Origin of the sequence: Agrobacterium sp. NPDC058088 (assembly GCF_042885035.1) — a bacterium.
In the GTDB taxonomy this organism is placed as follows: domain Bacteria; phylum Pseudomonadota; class Alphaproteobacteria; order Rhizobiales; family Rhizobiaceae; genus Agrobacterium.
On record NZ_JBHVSU010000014.1, the window covers coordinates 18374 to 35173 of the forward strand.

A 16800-nucleotide genomic window follows, 5' to 3' on the forward strand; every position below is an offset into this window, starting at 1 on the left:
TCAGGCACTAAAGCGCGCGTTCGCGCCAGGTTTGCAGAAATTGGGAGAGGCGCGCACTTTTAGGCGTGCTGAAAAGCGTCTGCGGCGATCCTTCCTCGATGATCCGGCCGCCATCCATGAAGACAACACGATTGGCGGCGTGAGCGGCAAAGCCCATTTCGTGGGTCACGATCACCATTGTCATGCCCTCGGCCGCCAGCGCCTTCATGACCGACAGGACCTCGCCGACCAGTTCCGGGTCGAGCGCCGACGTGGGCTCGTCGAAAAGCATGACCTTGGGCTTGACTGCCAAGGCTCTGGCGATCGCAACACGCTGCTTCTGTCCCCCGGACAGGCTTTCGGGCCGACGGTCCGCAAATGCCGCCAGACCGACCTTGCCAAGCATTTCGCGGCCGATTTCCTCAGCTGCGGATCGCGAAAAGCCGTGCACCCGACGAAGGGCGAGGGTGACATTGCCGAGAACGCTCATATGCGGCCAGAGATGGAAATGCTGGAACACCATGCCGATGGGGCTGCGTACCTCTCTCAGTTCCCGGATGCCGGCGCGTTCCCGGCCAAGCGGCGTTTCACGCCATCCGAGCATCTTGCCGAAGATCAGGACCTCGCCCGCGTCATAGGCGTCAAGAAAGGCAAGCGAGCGCAGTAATGTGCTCTTGCCGGACCCGGAAGGGCCGATGATGCAGGTGACATCGCCGTTGTGTATATCGAGATCGATGCCACTCAGGACAGTCTTGTCGCCGAAACGTTTTTCGAGTCCACGAACGGAAATCGCCGCTGGTCGCGTCATATCAGGAACCTTTCACGGCGAGGCGACGCTCAAGAGCGCGTCCGAGCCTCGACAGGAGTTCAACGAGCGCCCAGTAGAGGAGGGCGATGGTGAGGTAGGGGGTAACGACGGCAAAGGTGATCGAGCTGATGGTTCCCGCAACTTTCGTCAGTTCTCCCAGCGTGATGACCGAAAGGACAGCCGACTCCTTGAGAAGCGCAATCGCCTGGCCCACACAGGGCGGCGGCGTGAGGCGAAGAGCCTGCGGCAGTTCGATATAAAGGAAGCATTGCTGCTGGCTCAGGCCAAGCATTTCGCCCGCTTCACGCTCTCCTTTGGGAACGGCATTCAGCCCCGCCCGAAAAATCTCGGCAAACGGTCCGGCGCCATAGACACCCAGGCCCACGATACCGGCCACGTAAGGGCTGAGCAGAAGCCCGAATTGCGGACCGCCGTAATAAAGAAGAAAAAGAACCAGCGCGAGCGGGGCGACCCTGGCAAATTCCACATGGGCCCTGACCGCCAGCGACAGCGGACGAAAGCGGCTTGGAAGGGCTGCTGCGAGCACGACGCCGAGGGTGATGGCGATGACCATGCCGCAGAACGACACCGTGATGGTCGTGGACAGTCCGGCGAGGTACAATGGTACATCATTGATGAAGCCGGTCATTGGCCGCCACTCCGATGCGACAGACGTCGTTCCAGCGACAGGCCCACGGCTGCGAGAAGCACACCGATCGTGACGTAAAGAATGAGCGCAGAGGCATAGGCGTCAAGCGGTCGAAAGGTGGAGGCGGCGACCTGCTGGGCACGGCGCGTCAGATCGCTGACGGCAATCACCGAAACGAGAGAGGAATTCTTTACAAGGGCCTGCATCTCGCCAATGAGCGCCGGCAGCATGGTGCGGAAAGCCTGGGGCGCCTCGATATGCAGGAAAATCGTGCTGGGAGAAAGGCCAAGCATTTTTGCCGCCTCGACTTCGCCCGGTGGGATAGCCTGAAGGCCGGCCCGGTAGATCTCTGACTGGAAGGCCGCTGTGTTCAGCGCCAGGGCAACAATCGCAGCAACGGTTGGGCTGAGCTCAAGTCCCAGAAAGGGGATAATATAGAATATGATCAACAACTGGACGAGTATCGGCGTTCCCCGCCAGAAGGAGATATAGACCCCGGCCGGCACGCGGAGCCATCGATTGCCCCGCACGGCCGCTGCTAGCATAAGGGCGAGCGGCGCGCCGAAAAGAAGCGCCGCCAGACTGATTGTCATCGTTGTGGTCAGGCCATCGAGAAGCGCCGGCCAGATATGTGCGACTGTCTTTTCCATGATCTGCCGTTTCCGCTCGTTTATTCAGCGGCGGGAAGAGCTTGTGGAAGTTCCATCGGTGCGCCGAACCATTTCTTCTGAAGCTCGGCGAGCTTGCCGGATGTGTTCAGCTTCACCAGTTCACCATCGATCAGCGCATTGAGTGCGGCGCTGTTTGCATCGTTCCGGCCCGCCCAGGAAAAATAGGTCTTGGGGCCGAATGTCGGCAGCACGACTTCAAACACATCGGGACGCTGGCGCGCCGCTTCGAGAAGGTTTGGAAGCGAGTTGACGACAGCCTGGATGCGCCCGGCTCCAAGATCGGCATAGGCCTCCGAAAAGTCGGTATAGGTCGAGATGGTCACGGCGGCCTTGCCGTTGCCCTTCAGCTTTCCGGCAAAGGTCTCAAGCGCGGCAAGCTGTGCCGAGCCAGCCTGCGAACCGACCGCTTTTCCGCCGATGTCTTCCGGCTTGGTGATTGCGGTGTCACCCTTGCGCTTGAGAATGGCCATGGTGGCATCCGCAATAGGTGCAGAGAGGTGATAGGCCTTCATGCGTTCCGGGGTGACGGTGACTGAGGTGACGACATAGTCAAAACGGCCTGCCGCGAGACCCGGCAGAATGCCTTGCCACGGCAGGTCGAGCCGCTTTAATTCGACATTCGGCAATGCCTTCATGACCTCTGCCATGATGTCTGCCGAGTAGCCGACGATCTTGCCGTCTTCAACGAATTCGAATGGCGCAAAGCGCGCCTCGGTGGCGACAGTCAACAGCTTGTCGGATTTGATCTTTTCGAGAAGGTCCGCTGCCCGCGCAGTGGAGGTCGAAAACGCGGCAACGAGCGCTGCGCCAATTAGAAGAGCTTTGGAGGTCGATAGACGCGTCATGATTCCGTTCCCGTTTTTTCATTGGTGATGAAGGGAGGAAATCATGGACAACAGCGCAAAAAAATAAGAAAGAGATGGAGTTCACATCAGAAAATATGATGTAAGGCGTGCATATGCTTCTGGCCCAGTCCGACCTTCGATCTCTGACCGTTTTCCGCGCCGTGGTGGAGCACAAGAGTTTTCTCGGTGCACAGATAACGCTCGGGCTCAGCCAATCGGCGGTGAGTTTTCACATCAAGGCGCTGGAAGACAGGCTCGGCTTCAAACTCTGTCGTCGTGGGCGAGGCGGGTTTGAGCTAACCGATCGTGGCGCTATCGTGCATGAGCAGTCAAAGTCGTTATTTCTGGCGCTCAATGCCTTCGAAAGCGATGTCGGCAGCTTGAAAAACCGCATTACCGGAACATTGAGGCTCGGGCTGGTCGACAACACGATCACAGATGCGGACCTTCCCATCCACCGCATCATCGCCCGCATCAGCGACAGGGCGCCGGAGGCGCGGCTGGAACTGGTCATCGATTCGCCGGATGCGCTTTTGTCCGAAATTGCAAATGGCGGCCTCGACATCGCCATTCTGCCGGAAACCGAACCGTATCCGGGCCTGAAGCTGTCGCGCCTGCGGGACGAGACCCATTCCCTCTATTGCGCAAAGGGCCATCAGCTTTTCTCTGCGCCCGACAAAGAGATTTCGGTGGAGCAGGTGGAGAGTTTTGATTTCGTTGTCCGACCTTATGCCAACATGCGGGAGCTGCAATTTTTTCCCAAGGCGCGCGCAAGGGCATCCGCCTCCAACATGGAAGCGCAGGCAATGTTCGTCATGTCGGGCCGCTACCTTGGATATTTGCCGGACCATTATGCGGCGGACTGGGTGCAGAAGGGTATTTTCAGGCCGGTGTTGGCAGAGGAGGTGCGGATCAAGTCGCCCTTCATCATCGCCACCCGCCTCGGGGAGAAGCCGTCCACCGTCCTCGACTTTTTCATCCGCGAACTCGCCGGATTTGCCTCCGAAGCCCTGCACCGAAGGCCGCTCGCCGGAGAGCGGTAATGCGAGACGTCCAACGGGGAGGGGGTCACCCCGATTGCCAACGTTCCAACTCAGCAAGTGTGTAGCGCGGAGTTATGTGCTGCGGGCAATTCCAGTCGAATGCCTCCACTTGGAGGAGGACGAGACGTTCAACCCGGGCGTGATAGTCGGGCATCGTTAGCCTCTTCGCCAGCGACGGGTCGTCCGCGGCGTCGATGATCCGCATATGAGCGAAAATTTTCAGGCGACGACGGTTCGCATAGTCCATCAGGAATAGCGAGACACGGTCATTCGCTGCCACATTGCCTGTGGTGATATATTGCCGGTTACCGCGAAAATCGGCAAAGCCCAGCAGTGTCGCGTCGAGTGCGTTGAGAAAACCGGCCGGCCCGCCCCGGTACTGGACGTAAGGCCAACCCGTTTCTGAAACGCTCGCGAGGTAGAAACCATCGCGTTCGCGGATGAAGGCTGCTTCTGCAGGACCGAGGCGCTGGCTTCCGGGCGTCTCTTCGGCGCCACCACGCGAGGAAATGCGCGCCCATTGCTCGGCACTTCCATAGCGAAGCTGCGCAGCCGCCACGGAGGACGTGGTCGCAATATCAAGATATTTGCTCATTTTCCATTTGTCTCCAAAGGGCCCAAACCAGATCAGTCTTGCAAAGCCCAATCTGCAACCTGCCAGCGGATTTCTCCACGGTCGGCAACAACATGGCCTAAACCAGGAAACGGCATGTGCGTGGCGGCAATGAGCGCGCCGTCCGAAGCGGCGCGAGGGAAAAAGCGGTCACGCATTGCCTTGGCGGCAGCCTGGTCCTGCTCGAACAGAAAGAACACGTCGGTCGCTCCCGGGTGTACAACCGGGAAGATCATGTCTGAGACCATGATCAGGCTCTTTCCCCCATCTTCGACCCGAACGCCGATATGGCCAGGGGTGTGGCCGGTCAGGTCGACGATGGAGACGCCGGGTACAATTTCACGCTCGCCATCAATCGCCTGAAGTCTAGGGTAAAGGCGCACAACCTCTTCCGCCATCTGAAAGCTCGTTTGGAGAAATTCGGGAGCGCCGCTGCGCTTGGCGGGGTCCGTCCAATGCTTGACGTCGCGCCGATCGATATAGACTTCCGCGTTCGGGTAATTATTCTTGCCGTCGGCGATCAGGCCGCCCATGTGGTCCTGATGCATGTGGGTCACGATGACCGCATCGATCTGGTCAAGCTGCAGACCAAGCCTGCCGAGTGCTTGCGGAAGGTTACCGGTTTGCCCGATCGAGCCCGCAGCACCGGCATCAATCAGGATGCGGCGCTGGCCATCATCGACAAGATATTGGTTGAATAGAAACCGCACGCCACTTGGCCTGGCGGTGAACTGGGCGACTGCTGCCCGCTCAACCTCGGCCGGGTCACGCCCGGGGAAAAAATTGTAGGGCATGTCTGCATAACCGTCCGTCAGCGCCGTCACTGTAAAGCGACCGATGCGGATCTGCGCCAGCGGCGTTACGCTGGCAAGCGTCGTGGCAGGTTGCGGTGTTGCGGCAAGCGCTTGGGCGCCTTGGAGCAGTCCTGCCCCGAGGAGGCCAAAAGGAAGAGCGCTGGCGAAGGCACGACGCGAAAGTTTGGGCATGACGTCTTTCTCCTTGTTCTCGCGATGAGGGAAGGTCCTCGACACCATGAAGCTAGAATATCCAAAACTGTTATTGTATCCTACGACTTCAGGAGATTCCCTCTCATTTTATGGAAGGATAGGATGGACCGGTTCGATGCGATGTCAGTACTGCTCGCAGTGGTCGATGCTGGCAGCCTCTCGGCGGGGGCACGGCGCCTGCAGGCGCCGCTCGCCACCGTCAGCCGCAAGGTCTCCGACCTCGAAAAACATCTTGGCGCGCGTCTGGTGCTGCGTACCCGCCGAGGCTTGTCCTTGACGGATGAAGGACGGAACTACGTCGCCGCATCTCGGCGCATCCTGGACGAATTGGACGCGGCGGAGCGGCAAGCCAGCGGCGACTACGGCGCGCTGCGCGGAGGACTGCATGTGACCGCGCCAGTTGCGTTCGGCGAACGCCATGTTTTGCCAATTGCGCTGGAATTCCTCAAGGAACAACCCGAAATCGATATGCGGCTGACGCTGACGGACCGCCAGATAAGTCTGGCAGATGAGCATGTTGACGTCGCTCTTCGCATCGGACATTTGGCCGACAGCGCGCTGATCGCAACACGTGTCGGTGCAGTTCGCCGGATCGTGTGCGCCAGCCCTGACTATCTCACCCGCCGGGGCGTTCCACAAGACCCCGACGACCTCGCCCACCACGACGGTATAAGCTTTCAGGGCTTCGCAACCGCGCCTGAAGTGCGTTACCGCCGCGACGCGACCGTCTTCAATGTCGAGCCTCGCCCGAGACTGGCGGTCAATACGACAGAGGCCGCAATTCAGGCGGCCGTATCGGGCATCGGCGTCATCCGCGTGCTCTCCTACCAGGTTGCGGCCCAGTTACGTTCCGGCGCCCTGCAGGAAATACTTGTGGCGTTTGCGCCCGAACCGCTACCCGTGAACGTCGTCTACGGACCAGCAGATCCTTTGCCAACGAAGGTTCGATGCTTCCTGGACTGGATCACGCCCCGCTTGCGCGATCAGATAGGCCATTAACTCCGATCCCGACCGACGACCGATTTCCATCATTCCATGGGATCAACCGCACAAGGCCGCCTCATTTCGACGGAAGCGTCCGTACGGTCAGTTTATTGCCGTCAGGGTCGCGAAGATATGCAACGAACGCACCGTTCGGGCGCGCCGTGGGCGGGCTCTCGATTGCGGTCCCGCCATGTGCAACACCGGCGGCATGCCAGGCCAGAACATGGTCGGGGGTCATCGCCGCGATACCGATTGTTCCACCGTTGGCAGCAGTCGCCGGTTTGCCGTCAATGGGTGTCGTGATCATCAGCCGCCCACCTTCATGGATGTATATCAGTCGGCCCCTGGCGTCCATCTCGCCGGGCTTGCCGCCCAGAGCGAGGAAGGTAGCATCGTAGAAATCTCTTGCGCGTTCCAGGTCGTTGCTGCCGATCATGACGTGGGTGAACATGCTTTGTCTCCTCTGGACTGTCCGTTCGTTTTCGTGACTTTAACGGTCGAAGTTGCTCAGATATTTCGATGGTGACGTTCCGAGCGCCTTTTTGAACATGGTAATAAACGCCGACACCGATTCATATCCGAGATCACCCGAAACTTGCTGTACTGTTGCCCCCGCTGCCAGGCTTCGGATTGCGACGATCAATTGCAGCTGTTGGCGCCAACGGCCAAAAGAAAGGCCAGTCTCGCGCTGAACGAGACGCGCGAGTGAATTCTCGCTCATTGCCACTCGTGTTGCCCACTGCGCCATCGTACTCCGATCAGCCGGATTATTCGCGAGTTCCGACGCAATCTGCACAAGCCGTGATTCATCCGTCAGCGGCAGATGAAGATACTCTACCGGCATCCGCGACAAGGCCGAAAGAAGCAGCGTCGTTACGAGTTCCTGATGAGCCATCGCAACCTCAGACTGATCGGCCATGTCGATGATCAGTTCCCTGACCAGTGGCGACAGGGAAAGCGTGCAACACCGGTTCGGCAGATCGGCAGCCCCAGGCTCAACGAACAGGAAGAACAAACGCGCGTTGGCTGTGGCGACATTGCTGTGAGGCATGCCCCCCGGCACCCAGACGCCGCAGTGCGGCGGGACCATCCACATGCCGCTTGGAACCCTGCATGTCACACCGCCGCGCAGAGGCATGACGAGCTGACCCTTGCGGTGTTGATGTTCGGGCGCCTCGCGTTCGTTTTGCGATACGTCGATCCTCACAGCGCGCGCAGGCGCAGGTGAGTTTTCGAGATCATGGTCGGCCAAGGCACCGGAGAGGGATATTTTCGCCTGGTGGGATTTAGTTATCATCTGATGGTATATCTAAATTCTTCCGAGCGCTTTGTCGATAGGGTCATCCGGCAACGAGGCTGGAGAACGATATGGCACCTCAAAAACTCGACGACCGCTTTTGGTCTGACATTGTCCGGACTGAAATTCGTCGGTCCCTCAAAGACCCACGCATTCTTTGCATCCTCCCTCTGTTTCGAACGCGGACAAAGTCGCCCGCTCACCTCATTAAAAAGATCTTGAACGGTTTCCTTCCGAAAGCCGGGGCGCTTCCTGGCCGTCATCCACGGGTCGTTTCGACCGATGCGCGCCAGGAACAGGCCGAAGCCTACCTGTACGCCTGCCTTGCAGCACCGTTCTTCTGCTACGTTTCGCCAGCGATCTATGGTCTGCCAACCTGTGATGATCAGGCCGTGCAGCAAAGCATCTCCAGTGCGGGAGACGACATTTGAGCGCCCGACCAGTTGTTACCAGCGCAAACGTGATCTTCTCGCTGAAGACGTTCATTGCAGCCATGCTGGCATATCTTCTAGCTCTCAGCTTTGATCTGAACCGGCCGTATTGGGCAGTTGCAACCGTTTATATTGTCGCTCATCCCCTGTCCGGCGCGATCTCATCAAAGTCGGTCTATCGGCTTCTGGGAACAATTATTGGGGGCGGTGCGACAATCCTCTTGGTCCCGAACCTTGTGAACGAGCCGATATTGCTCTCCGGCGCGATCATCCTATGGGTTTCTGGGTGCACCTTCTTCAGTCTGCTCGATCGCACGCCTCGCAGTTATGTTTCGCTGTTGGCGGGTTACACCGTGCTTCTTGCGGGATTGCCGCTGGTCAACACTCCGGCAAACGCTTTCGATATTGTCATTTCCCGGACAGAGGAGATTGGGCTCGCGATCATATGCGCCTCGATCGTCAGCCACGTTGTTTTTCCGGTTCATGTAGGAACAATGCTTCTCAACCGGATCGACGGCTGGATCGCTAGGGCGCAGAAGCTTTTCGAAGCCATAACGACCAGCGAGTTGAACGCAAGCCAAGGCAGGATGGAGCGCCACGCGCTGGCCGCAGAGGCGACCGATCTGCGTTCGTTTGCGGTTCATCTTCAGTATGACGGATCGAGATACCGAAGCAGAGTAGCATTGGTGAATTCGCTGCATCATCGGATGGTATCGTTCCTGCCGCTGCTGAGCGAGCTGGAGGATTTGCGAAGACTACTGAACAGGCTGGACCCCTCCTGCCACGAAAAGGCATTGGCGATGATCAAGGAGGCGGATTCTGATCCGGAAAGGTCTTGCCTGCCGATGGCGATCGATGCAGTCGCCCCTTTCGCCGCGGCTGCGACATGGGAAAAACTTCTTCTCGTCAATTATGCCCGGCAGCTGCGGACTGTTTCTCGGCTCTCTGGGGAGTGTCTCACTCTTCGAGAATCCATTGAAGATGAAAATGGAGTGCGAGCGGCCCACGCGCCTCAAACGCCCGCACCGCATCGTGATATCGGAATGGCATTGTTGTCGTCGTTTACGGTCGCGATCTGCCTTGGGACGTCCCTCTTTTTCTGGATCGAAACGGGCTGGTCCGACGGAATGACCCTTGCCCAGATATCAGGCGTCCTTTGTTGCCTGCTTGCCACGATGGACGACCCGGTCCCTGCCATGCGCAAATTTGCCAATGTCACAATCGGTGCAGCCATCGCCGCATTCATCTACGGCTTTGCGATCCTTACCGTCATAGACGGGTTTGCGCCGCTCGTCGCTGCTCTGGGGCTGTTTTTGATACCGGCGGGCCTATGTCTCGCAGTACCCTCACTTGCGCTTGTTGGCATGGGGCTCAGCATCAATTTTCCTCTTCTTCTCACCCTCCAGGCATATCCAAGAGCCGACTTTGTCACATTCGCGAATGCGACCGCCGCGACCATACTGGCAATGGTCTGGACAATTGTTCTCTGCGGTATCTTTCGATCTGTGCAAACCGAAACGAATGCCAGAAAGCTTTTTTCCGTTATCCGGAGACATGTCGCAAATATCGCCGTTAGCGAACACCCCAACCGTCTCGTCACGCGACATCAGATGATTGACGTTGCCGGCCTGTTCGCTTCACGGGTGGCGAAACTCCCGCCATCCTCAGAGGTTAGCGATTGCGACCTTTTAAGGGATATCAGGGTGGGGCTGCATCTGGTCGAAATGCAGGAGCTCATCGCGAAGGTTTCGGCTGATCTCCGCGTCATTGCGGAGCCGGTGTTCCACGCAGTTGCGTCTCTATACAGTCGCCTTCCGGCTGACCGCGACGCCTTGCTGGAAAAAGCCTTGCGGGCGCTCGATGAGTTGATCCTTTCCACCAAGGCCACCACCGAGAGGGATGCCCAGCTTCTGCTGGAAGCCGTAGTCCTTCGTATTTGCATTGCTCCGGAGGCTGGCGCACCAGTTCCCCGAATGCTCTCGTCGAAGAGGGAATTCGCGTGAGGGGACAACTCGATCTCTATGGCGTCTTTTTGCCGTCGTCCGCAGCGCTCCTCCTGTTTGCTTATGTCGGGCTGCGAGTTCTCACGACCCTTCTCGGCAGGACCGGGTTTTACCAGGCGGTCTGGCACCGCTCTCTGTTCAACCTTGCACTGTACATTACTCTTTTCGGCGGATTTTCTGCCGCTATCGGCTGGCTCTAATGACAATCAAAAATCTGACGTTGACCGCGGGTCAAGTTCTTCTCACGCTGTCAATGACGGCATGTGCTGCCGTGCTCGGTTGGCACCTCTGGTCTTTCTACATGGAAGCGCCATGGACGCGTGACGCTCATGTCAGGGCTGACATCGTTCGGCTTGCGCCGGATGTTTCCGGGCCTGTCAGCGAGGTTCTGGTGTCGGATAATGCACAGGTTGAGAAAGGAACGCCATTATTTCGCATCGAAACGGATCGCTTCGAACTTGCACTACGCGAGGCACAAGCGCGGGTACTCGGCACCAGGGCGGCTGCGGAGATGGCGAAAACCGATTTCGAGCGGTATCAATTGCTTGCCGCAAAGGAAGCAGCCAGCCTCAAGGAAAGACAGCAAGCGGAAAGTCGGATGTATGAGGCTGAGTCCGCCTATCGATCTGCCCTGGTTGCGCAGGATCTGGCAAAGCTGAACCTTGAGCGGACAACTGTGAGTGCTCCGGCATCCGGCGCGATTACCAACTTCTCCCTGCGCAGGGGTAACTATGTCCTGGCTGGAACTGCAGTTGGCGTCCTTGTGGAAAAAGAATCCATCTACCTTGCGGGGTATTTTGAAGAGACAAAGCTACCGAGAATCCACATTGGTGATCCGGTGACGATCAATATCATGGGCGAAGCTCAATCGGTCACCGGACATGTCGCCGGAATTGCTGCGGGGATCGAGGATCGGGAACGAAGCGATACTGCCGGCTCGCTTGCAAGCGTTGCACCCACATTCTCATGGGTCCGCCTGGCCCAGAGAATTCCGGTGCGGATCGAGATCGACGATGCCCCGAAAACCATTCGGCTGGTCGCGGGCAGGACCGCGACGGTCTCGATCGGGGAGATGAACAACTAGGCGGTGCCTCGTTGCCATTTCCGCTGCGGGATCGCAGCCCTATAGCTCGCTAGCGCCGGATGCTCTGCGAGCGTGCCGGACCTTTGGTGTTTCCACCACGCGATGGAACCCCAAATCGTAGAGATCGTTCGCCCCATGACCCGAGGGGAGTGCTATGTTCGAAAATTTCAGGCTGGAAATGATCGCGGTACCGGAAACAACGCTTCGTGTTCGTCACGGGGGAAGTGGTCCACCGCTACTTCTGCTTCACGGGCATCCGAGAACCCATACAACCTGGTACAAGGTCGCGCCCATTCTGGCTGACAAATTCACAGTCGTTTGCCCCGATCTGCGAGGTTTTGGAAAGTCTGGCAAGCCATCAGACCCCTATGATTATGAAGCGTCTTCCAAGCGGGCCAAGGCTCGTGACTGTGTTGCACTCATGGAACATCTCGGTTTCGACCGGTTCCTGCTGGCAGGTCACGACCGTGGAAGTTATACCGCATTCCGCACCGCGATGGACCACCCGGGAAAGGTTGAGAAGCTCGCCATCCTCGACGGGGTTCCAATCCTGGAAGCGCTGGAGCGATGCAATCGTCGCTTCGCCACTCAATGGTGGCACTGGTTTTTCTTTGCTCAACACGACAAACCCGAACAGGCCATCTTGGCTGATCCTTTGAAGTGGTACGGCGGGAGCGAGGCTTTAATGGGTAAGGAAAATTTCGCGGATTTCCGCGCGGCCGTTGAAGACCCAACGACCGTTCACGGTATGCTGGGCGACTATCGGGCAGGCATTCACGTAGACCATCTCCACGATCTTGATGATCGAACCTCCGGAAGAAAGCTGACATGTCCGCTTCATGTTCTGTGGTCGCTGCGGGATGACCTGGAAATGTTATACGGGGATGTACTGGCGGTGTGGCAGCCTTGGTCAACTCTGCCCGTTTCGGGTCTAGGGATAGACAGTGGACACCACATGGCGGAAGAGGCCCCATTTGAACTGGCCGCTGAGCTCACCTCCTTTTTCGCAGCATAAAGATATCAATGACCTTTATGGCGAGCGACTTTGCGCGTTATCGTAACAATGAAGCGGGGCGCCTCGCAGCCGGGAGCAGACATCGATTGCGGCGACCTCTTATCGATATTCACCACCGGCAATAATTGATCCCTTGTTGAACGGACGAGATTCCGGTCGCTAATCCAGATCGAGACCTTGGTGAGGAACTTGTCGCAGAAATATTTCAGATGCGCGGCTTGGGTGCTGGTTCGCGATCGGAATCGCCGGAGTTTGGCTCTCCTTTCGGTTCGATCAGGAGAACCTTGACTTCACTTCTGGCCCGGGGACGATGGACAACTCCCTTGGGAACAACAAACAACTCGCCGGCTTTGATAATACGAGAAGGCGCTCCTTCGATATCCATCTCCATTTCCCCTTCCAACACGTAGAAAAAATCGTCTGTCGTGTCGTGTTTGTGGAAAGGATATTCGCCAAGAAACTTAACGACCATCACGTCATTTTCATTGTAATCCGCAATCACATGCGGGTCCCAGTGGCCTGAAATGCGATCAAGCTTTTCGTTGAGATTTACTGTTTCCACCGACGTTTCCTAACTGAATTTGCGTTGGCTGACCGTCAGGGGAAAAACTCACCCAACGGCAGTTGCAAATGCCTCGTGACACACGAACTGACACTGGTCTTGAACGATTGTGCAAGGATGACTGGGCTCGTAAGTCTCAAAGGCAATTTGGAAGCCGGGGCACTGAAGTTTTTGTAGGTGAAACCAACGCTGCCGCAGGTATGACAATACACCGCTGGGGATGACGCAACAGCGATCAAACCAACTACTCAAACCGTACCACTGATTTTAACGGGATTTTCGCAACCAGTACGCCGTCGCTTCTGACGACCTCGAACTCTGCGCCATCGATGACCTCATTCTTTAGAATTTTCTCAGCCAGCATTTCCCTGGCGGCTTGGACGGCCTCGATACAGGCACGCTCGTCGTTAGAAAGCATTGCGCCTTCCGTATCCACAGAGAGGCCTTCGGCGTCCCGGACGTGGAAGAAATACCGCGGCATTGCAGAGTTCCTGTTTCCTCATCAAGTTTTATCAACCTCATGCCGCTGCGATTGTTCCCTCGGAAAAGTTGCATAGCCGATTTTGCTTCTGGAAACCCCGCGAAAGGCTAACCGGGAACCACTGGTCCGTAGCGCGGTTCTGCTGTGAAGCCAGGAGAGCTTGTTGTACCTTGTCGGCTTTCAATGCAGAAGCCCGACACGAGAGCGAAAGGCAAAATCGCCTCTGCCGCCGATATCTGGCAGGCCGCGACAAAATCGAGGACATTGCTGTGTTACGTGTCTTTAGGGGCAAGAAGCTGATGATAGTGCAGCAGCGCGCGCTTTTGACCATGAGATGTCGCGCGCAGATCGCTGCCGCCGGAGCAACGATTGTTGGACTGGTCTCCTCTGTAGGAACGGTCTTGCAGACGCTGCAATCAGGTGATGTCGACGCGGCAATCATTGATGTCGAAGTCGATGACGAAACCCTGGTGCATCTGGCTACGCTTCTTGACGCAATGAAGGTGCCATTTGTATTTGCGTCTGCCGCAAAGTCGAATTGGCAAGGTTACATCTTGAGCGATGACAGGTTGCACCTTCGAAAGATTGCGGACGCGCTTCTCGGCTCACCCGGAAAGTCGTCTACTCTTCATTGACCATTGTTCGGAGTTGAGAATTTGTCTCCAAGGGACCGGGGGGGTAACAACCCAGCGCGCGTCAAATTTCCGCAGCAGCGCCCGCCGCATCGTCGCAAGCAGCTCTATCTCGATCGAAGAACTGTCGTCCGCTACGGGAAATTCCCGTAGAATTTCACTGATGGTCGTTTCTACAAGGTAGACCTGAAGCGACTCATCGGAGGTAAAGCGTGCAGCCCAGCGGACGAGGATACGTCGGAGCATGCAATAACTGAATAGTGTCGGATGGGGCACACAACTGTCCTCCACACAAATAGGCGGGAGCACGTAGTAACCCTCAGGTGCCACCGCCTATGGGTTCGGATGGTAACAATACGTTAAGGGTACTCTGATCCAGGACAAAGTCGACCACTATTATTAACAACTTAAAATCAACCCTTGATTGCTTCGACATAGCCGCAATTCTAAACAACTGACGATACGATTAAGACAGACGAAGAGGGGGGTATGTACCACCAACACCTATTCGATCGACCAAATTTGCGAAACTTCACATGTTCGCGGTGTGGCTTCTGCGAGAGCTTGCGGTGACGCGAGAACTGCTGGTCTCGACCCATATGCGTTTCATTCCATCGGCCACGTGGAGGTGGACGGTGACGCTTTCCGCTGGTGCCGGCGTCCTTGCGACTAGCGATCGTCAGCTGATCCGAATGCTAAAAAATAGCCGCATGTAATTGGGCAGCCGCCAGATCGCATGCGGCTTTGGCATTGTCGGTACGGCTCAATGCGCGGGCATGGATAAGCATGGCTCGGAAAGATACTAAGCCCGTGTCGGTTGGGATGGTGATTACGATAAGCTTCGGTCTTACATATCTTGGCGCGCTCTCACCATGAAAGGTACGTCGCTTTCCTCACGGGGTATGCGAAAGGCTCGCCATTTTGCAAAACGAAACCCATACGATACATGCAGCCGCGCACCTCGGCAGAGCCATAGGCGCCTTCATAAAAACCGACGCGGTCGTGTGTTGGGTAAGATTCGAAACTACATCTATCCAGTGCTGCGCGGTAGGCGCTCTCAAGTACATGATCACCTGTCACCGGGACGGCACCGTAAAGATATGTCCGCGCTTCCGCGACCCCCGCAAAGGTAACGCTTAAAATCACGCTTAAAGCCAGCTTGAGTTTCATGACACACCTCCGAAAAAATAACCGTGACGAGCAACGGAAATTCGTCCGGTTTGTTCCCTGACTTCGCGGTATTCCCGCGATTGTGGCCAGCAGTTAGCTTGTCTGCCAACGGTCGAAGTGCACTCGACTTTCCCTGTTCTCTCGGGGCAGCCGCGGAAGTGACTTCTGCGATGGACTACCCAAGCGTTCATGGCGGTATTTTCAGTGGCCATTTCCCATGTTGTCGTAGCGTAGCGTAGCCGCCTCGACTTTGTCGCCGTTGACCGCTGCCCACGAGCACAATGCTTCAAACGGCTCCCGCAGCGAATGGCCGAGGGGCGTAATGGCATATTCCACGCCCACGGGCTGCGTCGGCAGGACGGTCCTCGTTACGAGGCCGTTCCGCTCAAGCCTCTTCAGAGCGTCGGCCAAAGCCTTGTGCGTGATCCCGTCGAGACGACGCTTGATCTCGTTGAAACGTGAGGGCTTGGGACAGATCACCGTCAGGATCAGAATTGTCCATTTATCCGCGATCTTGTCGAGCACGGGACGAACCCGCGCCATCTCGTTGAGGGCAACTTGGGATAGTGCTTCAAGATCGGTATATTCGTCCATATCTAGGCTACTTCAGGTGCGTAATTGATACCAGATATCTAACGTATATCATGGCGAGACCATCAATTGAAAGGATTTACGATGGCTCGAATGAGTAACAAGGTTGCCCTGGTTGTCGGGGGCGCCAAGGGTATCGGCTTGGCAATTGCAGAGCGGCTTTCGGCCGAAGGGGCAAAGGTCTTCATCACCAGCCGCCGGAGCGAAGATGCCGAAAAGGCGGCCACGGCTATTGGTCATGGCGCGGTCGGCATTGCTGCCGATGCCGCGACCCCTGAAGATATGATTGAGACTGTCGAAAAAGTTCGACAGGCACACGGCCGTATTGAAGCGCTCGTCCTGAATGCAGGTCTTTCCGAGCCTGCGCAGATCGCCGAGATAACGCCTGAACACTTCGACCGCCATTTCGACGTCAACGTGCGCGGAATGGTATTTGGGTTCAAGGCAGCTCTACCGGCAATGACGGAAGGCGGATCGGTCGTCCTTGTGGGATCGATTGCCGATAGCGGCGGATACGCCTCATACGGCACATATGCCGCGACCAAGGCGGCCGTGCGTTCCTATGCAAGGACCTGGACGGCAGAACTCGCACCCGCCGGCATCCGCGTCAACGTCGTTGCACCCGGCCCTACTGATACGGAGATGATGGCTGCGGTTCAGCCAGACATGCGTGCGGCGATTGTCGCTCCGATCCCGATGGGGCGGATGGCCCGGCCTTCCGAAGTGGCTGCCGCCGCCCTGTTCTTACTCAGCGATGACGCGAGTTATATTGCTGGCGCCGAACTGTGCGTCGACGGCGGCCTGCGGCAGGTCTAAGGTTAATTGAAAACGATGTACCCGATCTGAGCAGGTCGGGTACGTCCACGTCTGATGACAGCTCCATCAGCCTAGTCGGACTTCGGCCTCATTATTTCTTCGATTACTGCTTCCGTATG

21 protein-coding genes are annotated in these 16800 nt (G+C 57.2%); 9 read left to right on the plus strand and 12 right to left on the minus strand.

The window, feature by feature from the left end:
* Positions 1–7: 7 nt before the first annotated feature.
* From ACFVTJ_RS23555 to ACFVTJ_RS23570, 4 genes are read right to left on the minus strand one after another with little or no spacing between them, the layout of a single operon-like run.
* Positions 8–787: an amino acid ABC transporter ATP-binding protein gene (locus tag ACFVTJ_RS23555; protein ID WP_386910982.1), complete on the minus strand. Its 780-nt coding sequence runs from the start codon at positions 785–787 to the stop codon at positions 8–10.
* 1 nt (position 788) lies between these two features.
* Positions 789–1436 (minus strand): amino acid ABC transporter permease, encoded by a 648-nt coding sequence (locus tag ACFVTJ_RS23560; protein WP_386910983.1) that lies wholly within the window; start codon positions 1434–1436, stop codon positions 789–791.
* The gene (locus ACFVTJ_RS23565) at positions 1433–2086 is read right to left on the minus strand and encodes an amino acid ABC transporter permease (protein WP_386910984.1); all 654 of its coding nucleotides are present in this window, start codon (positions 2084–2086) and stop codon (positions 1433–1435) included. Before ACFVTJ_RS23565 ends, ACFVTJ_RS23560 begins: the two co-directional genes overlap by 4 nt.
* Positions 2087–2106: 20 nt before the next feature.
* Positions 2107–2952 (minus strand): transporter substrate-binding domain-containing protein, encoded by an 846-nt coding sequence (locus tag ACFVTJ_RS23570; RefSeq protein ID WP_386910985.1) that lies wholly within the window; start codon positions 2950–2952, stop codon positions 2107–2109.
* A gap of 113 nt (positions 2953–3065) precedes the next feature.
* Here ACFVTJ_RS23570 and ACFVTJ_RS23575 point away from each other — a divergent pair, with 113 nt between their 5' ends.
* Positions 3066–3995: a LysR family transcriptional regulator gene (locus ACFVTJ_RS23575; RefSeq protein ID WP_386911032.1), complete on the plus strand. Its 930-nt coding sequence runs from the start codon at positions 3066–3068 to the stop codon at positions 3993–3995.
* Between the two features lie 25 nt (positions 3996–4020).
* Here ACFVTJ_RS23575 and ACFVTJ_RS23580 read toward each other — a convergent pair whose 3' ends face one another.
* Complete coding sequence (locus ACFVTJ_RS23580; protein ID WP_386910986.1) at positions 4021–4590, minus strand: pyridoxamine 5'-phosphate oxidase family protein; 570 nt, start codon at positions 4588–4590, stop codon at positions 4021–4023.
* 32 nt (positions 4591–4622) lie between these two features.
* Positions 4623–5594 (minus strand): MBL fold metallo-hydrolase, encoded by a 972-nt coding sequence (locus tag ACFVTJ_RS23585; RefSeq protein ID WP_386910987.1) that lies wholly within the window; start codon positions 5592–5594, stop codon positions 4623–4625.
* A 123-nt stretch (positions 5595–5717) separates the two neighbouring features.
* Here ACFVTJ_RS23585 and ACFVTJ_RS23590 point away from each other — a divergent pair, with 123 nt between their 5' ends.
* Positions 5718–6614, plus strand: a complete 897-nt coding sequence (locus ACFVTJ_RS23590; protein ID WP_386910988.1) for a LysR family transcriptional regulator — start codon at positions 5718–5720, stop codon at positions 6612–6614.
* Positions 6615–6675: 61 nt separating this feature from the next.
* On the opposite strand, the gene ACFVTJ_RS23595 is transcribed toward ACFVTJ_RS23590, so the two are convergent.
* Positions 6676–7050, minus strand: coding sequence for a VOC family protein (locus ACFVTJ_RS23595; protein WP_386910989.1), 375 nt, complete (start codon positions 7048–7050; stop codon positions 6676–6678).
* Between the two features lie 39 nt (positions 7051–7089).
* Positions 7090–7896: an AraC family transcriptional regulator gene (locus ACFVTJ_RS23600; RefSeq protein ID WP_386910990.1), complete on the minus strand. Its 807-nt coding sequence runs from the start codon at positions 7894–7896 to the stop codon at positions 7090–7092.
* A gap of 71 nt (positions 7897–7967) precedes the next feature.
* On the opposite strand from ACFVTJ_RS23600, the gene ACFVTJ_RS23605 reads away from it, so the two are divergent.
* The 5 genes from ACFVTJ_RS23605 to ACFVTJ_RS23625 all read left to right on the plus strand — a co-directional run bounded on the left by ACFVTJ_RS23605 (position 7968) and on the right by ACFVTJ_RS23625 (position 12429).
* Entirely contained in the window at positions 7968–8327 is a 360-nt protein-coding gene (locus tag ACFVTJ_RS23605; RefSeq protein WP_386910991.1) for a hypothetical protein, read from the plus strand.
* Positions 8324–10330 carry an FUSC family protein gene (locus ACFVTJ_RS23610; RefSeq protein WP_386910992.1) on the plus strand — a complete coding sequence of 669 codons (2007 nt, stop codon included), beginning with the start codon at positions 8324–8326 and terminating at the stop codon, positions 10328–10330. The genes ACFVTJ_RS23605 and ACFVTJ_RS23610 overlap by 4 nt, the downstream gene beginning before the upstream one ends.
* Entirely contained in the window at positions 10327–10530 is a 204-nt protein-coding gene (locus ACFVTJ_RS23615) for a DUF1656 domain-containing protein (protein ID WP_386910993.1), read from the plus strand. Before ACFVTJ_RS23610 ends, ACFVTJ_RS23615 begins: the two co-directional genes overlap by 4 nt.
* 5 nt (positions 10531–10535) lie before the next feature.
* Entirely contained in the window at positions 10536–11414 is an 879-nt protein-coding gene (locus ACFVTJ_RS23620) for an efflux RND transporter periplasmic adaptor subunit (RefSeq protein ID WP_386911033.1), read from the plus strand.
* A gap of 154 nt (positions 11415–11568) precedes the next feature.
* Positions 11569–12429: an alpha/beta fold hydrolase gene (locus ACFVTJ_RS23625; protein WP_386910994.1), complete on the plus strand. Its 861-nt coding sequence runs from the start codon at positions 11569–11571 to the stop codon at positions 12427–12429.
* A 205-nt stretch (positions 12430–12634) separates the two neighbouring features.
* On the opposite strand, the gene ACFVTJ_RS23630 is transcribed toward ACFVTJ_RS23625, so the two are convergent.
* Both ACFVTJ_RS23630 and ACFVTJ_RS23635 read right to left on the minus strand, forming a co-directional pair.
* The gene (locus ACFVTJ_RS23630) at positions 12635–12991 is read right to left on the minus strand and encodes a cupin domain-containing protein (RefSeq protein ID WP_386910995.1); all 357 of its coding nucleotides are present in this window, start codon (positions 12989–12991) and stop codon (positions 12635–12637) included.
* A gap of 244 nt (positions 12992–13235) precedes the next feature.
* A complete protein-coding gene (locus ACFVTJ_RS23635) occupies positions 13236–13472 on the minus strand; it encodes a DUF6894 family protein (protein ID WP_386910996.1) in 237 nt (78 codons plus the stop codon).
* A 170-nt stretch (positions 13473–13642) separates the two neighbouring features.
* Here ACFVTJ_RS23635 and ACFVTJ_RS23640 point away from each other — a divergent pair, with 170 nt between their 5' ends.
* Positions 13643–14107, plus strand: coding sequence for a hypothetical protein (locus ACFVTJ_RS23640; protein WP_386910997.1), 465 nt, complete (start codon positions 13643–13645; stop codon positions 14105–14107).
* Positions 14108–14971: 864 nt separating this feature from the next.
* On the opposite strand, the gene ACFVTJ_RS23645 is transcribed toward ACFVTJ_RS23640, so the two are convergent.
* Positions 14972–15274 (minus strand): hypothetical protein, encoded by a 303-nt coding sequence (locus ACFVTJ_RS23645; RefSeq protein WP_386910998.1) that lies wholly within the window; start codon positions 15272–15274, stop codon positions 14972–14974.
* Positions 15275–15475: 201 nt separating this feature from the next.
* On the minus strand, positions 15476–15868 hold the full coding sequence (locus ACFVTJ_RS23650) for a winged helix-turn-helix transcriptional regulator (protein WP_386910999.1): 393 nt from the start codon (positions 15866–15868) through the stop codon (positions 15476–15478).
* Between the two features lie 81 nt (positions 15869–15949).
* Here ACFVTJ_RS23650 and ACFVTJ_RS23655 point away from each other — a divergent pair, with 81 nt between their 5' ends.
* A complete protein-coding gene (locus tag ACFVTJ_RS23655) occupies positions 15950–16681 on the plus strand; it encodes an SDR family NAD(P)-dependent oxidoreductase (RefSeq protein ID WP_386911000.1) in 732 nt (243 codons plus the stop codon).
* Positions 16682–16800: the final 119 nt, after the last annotated feature.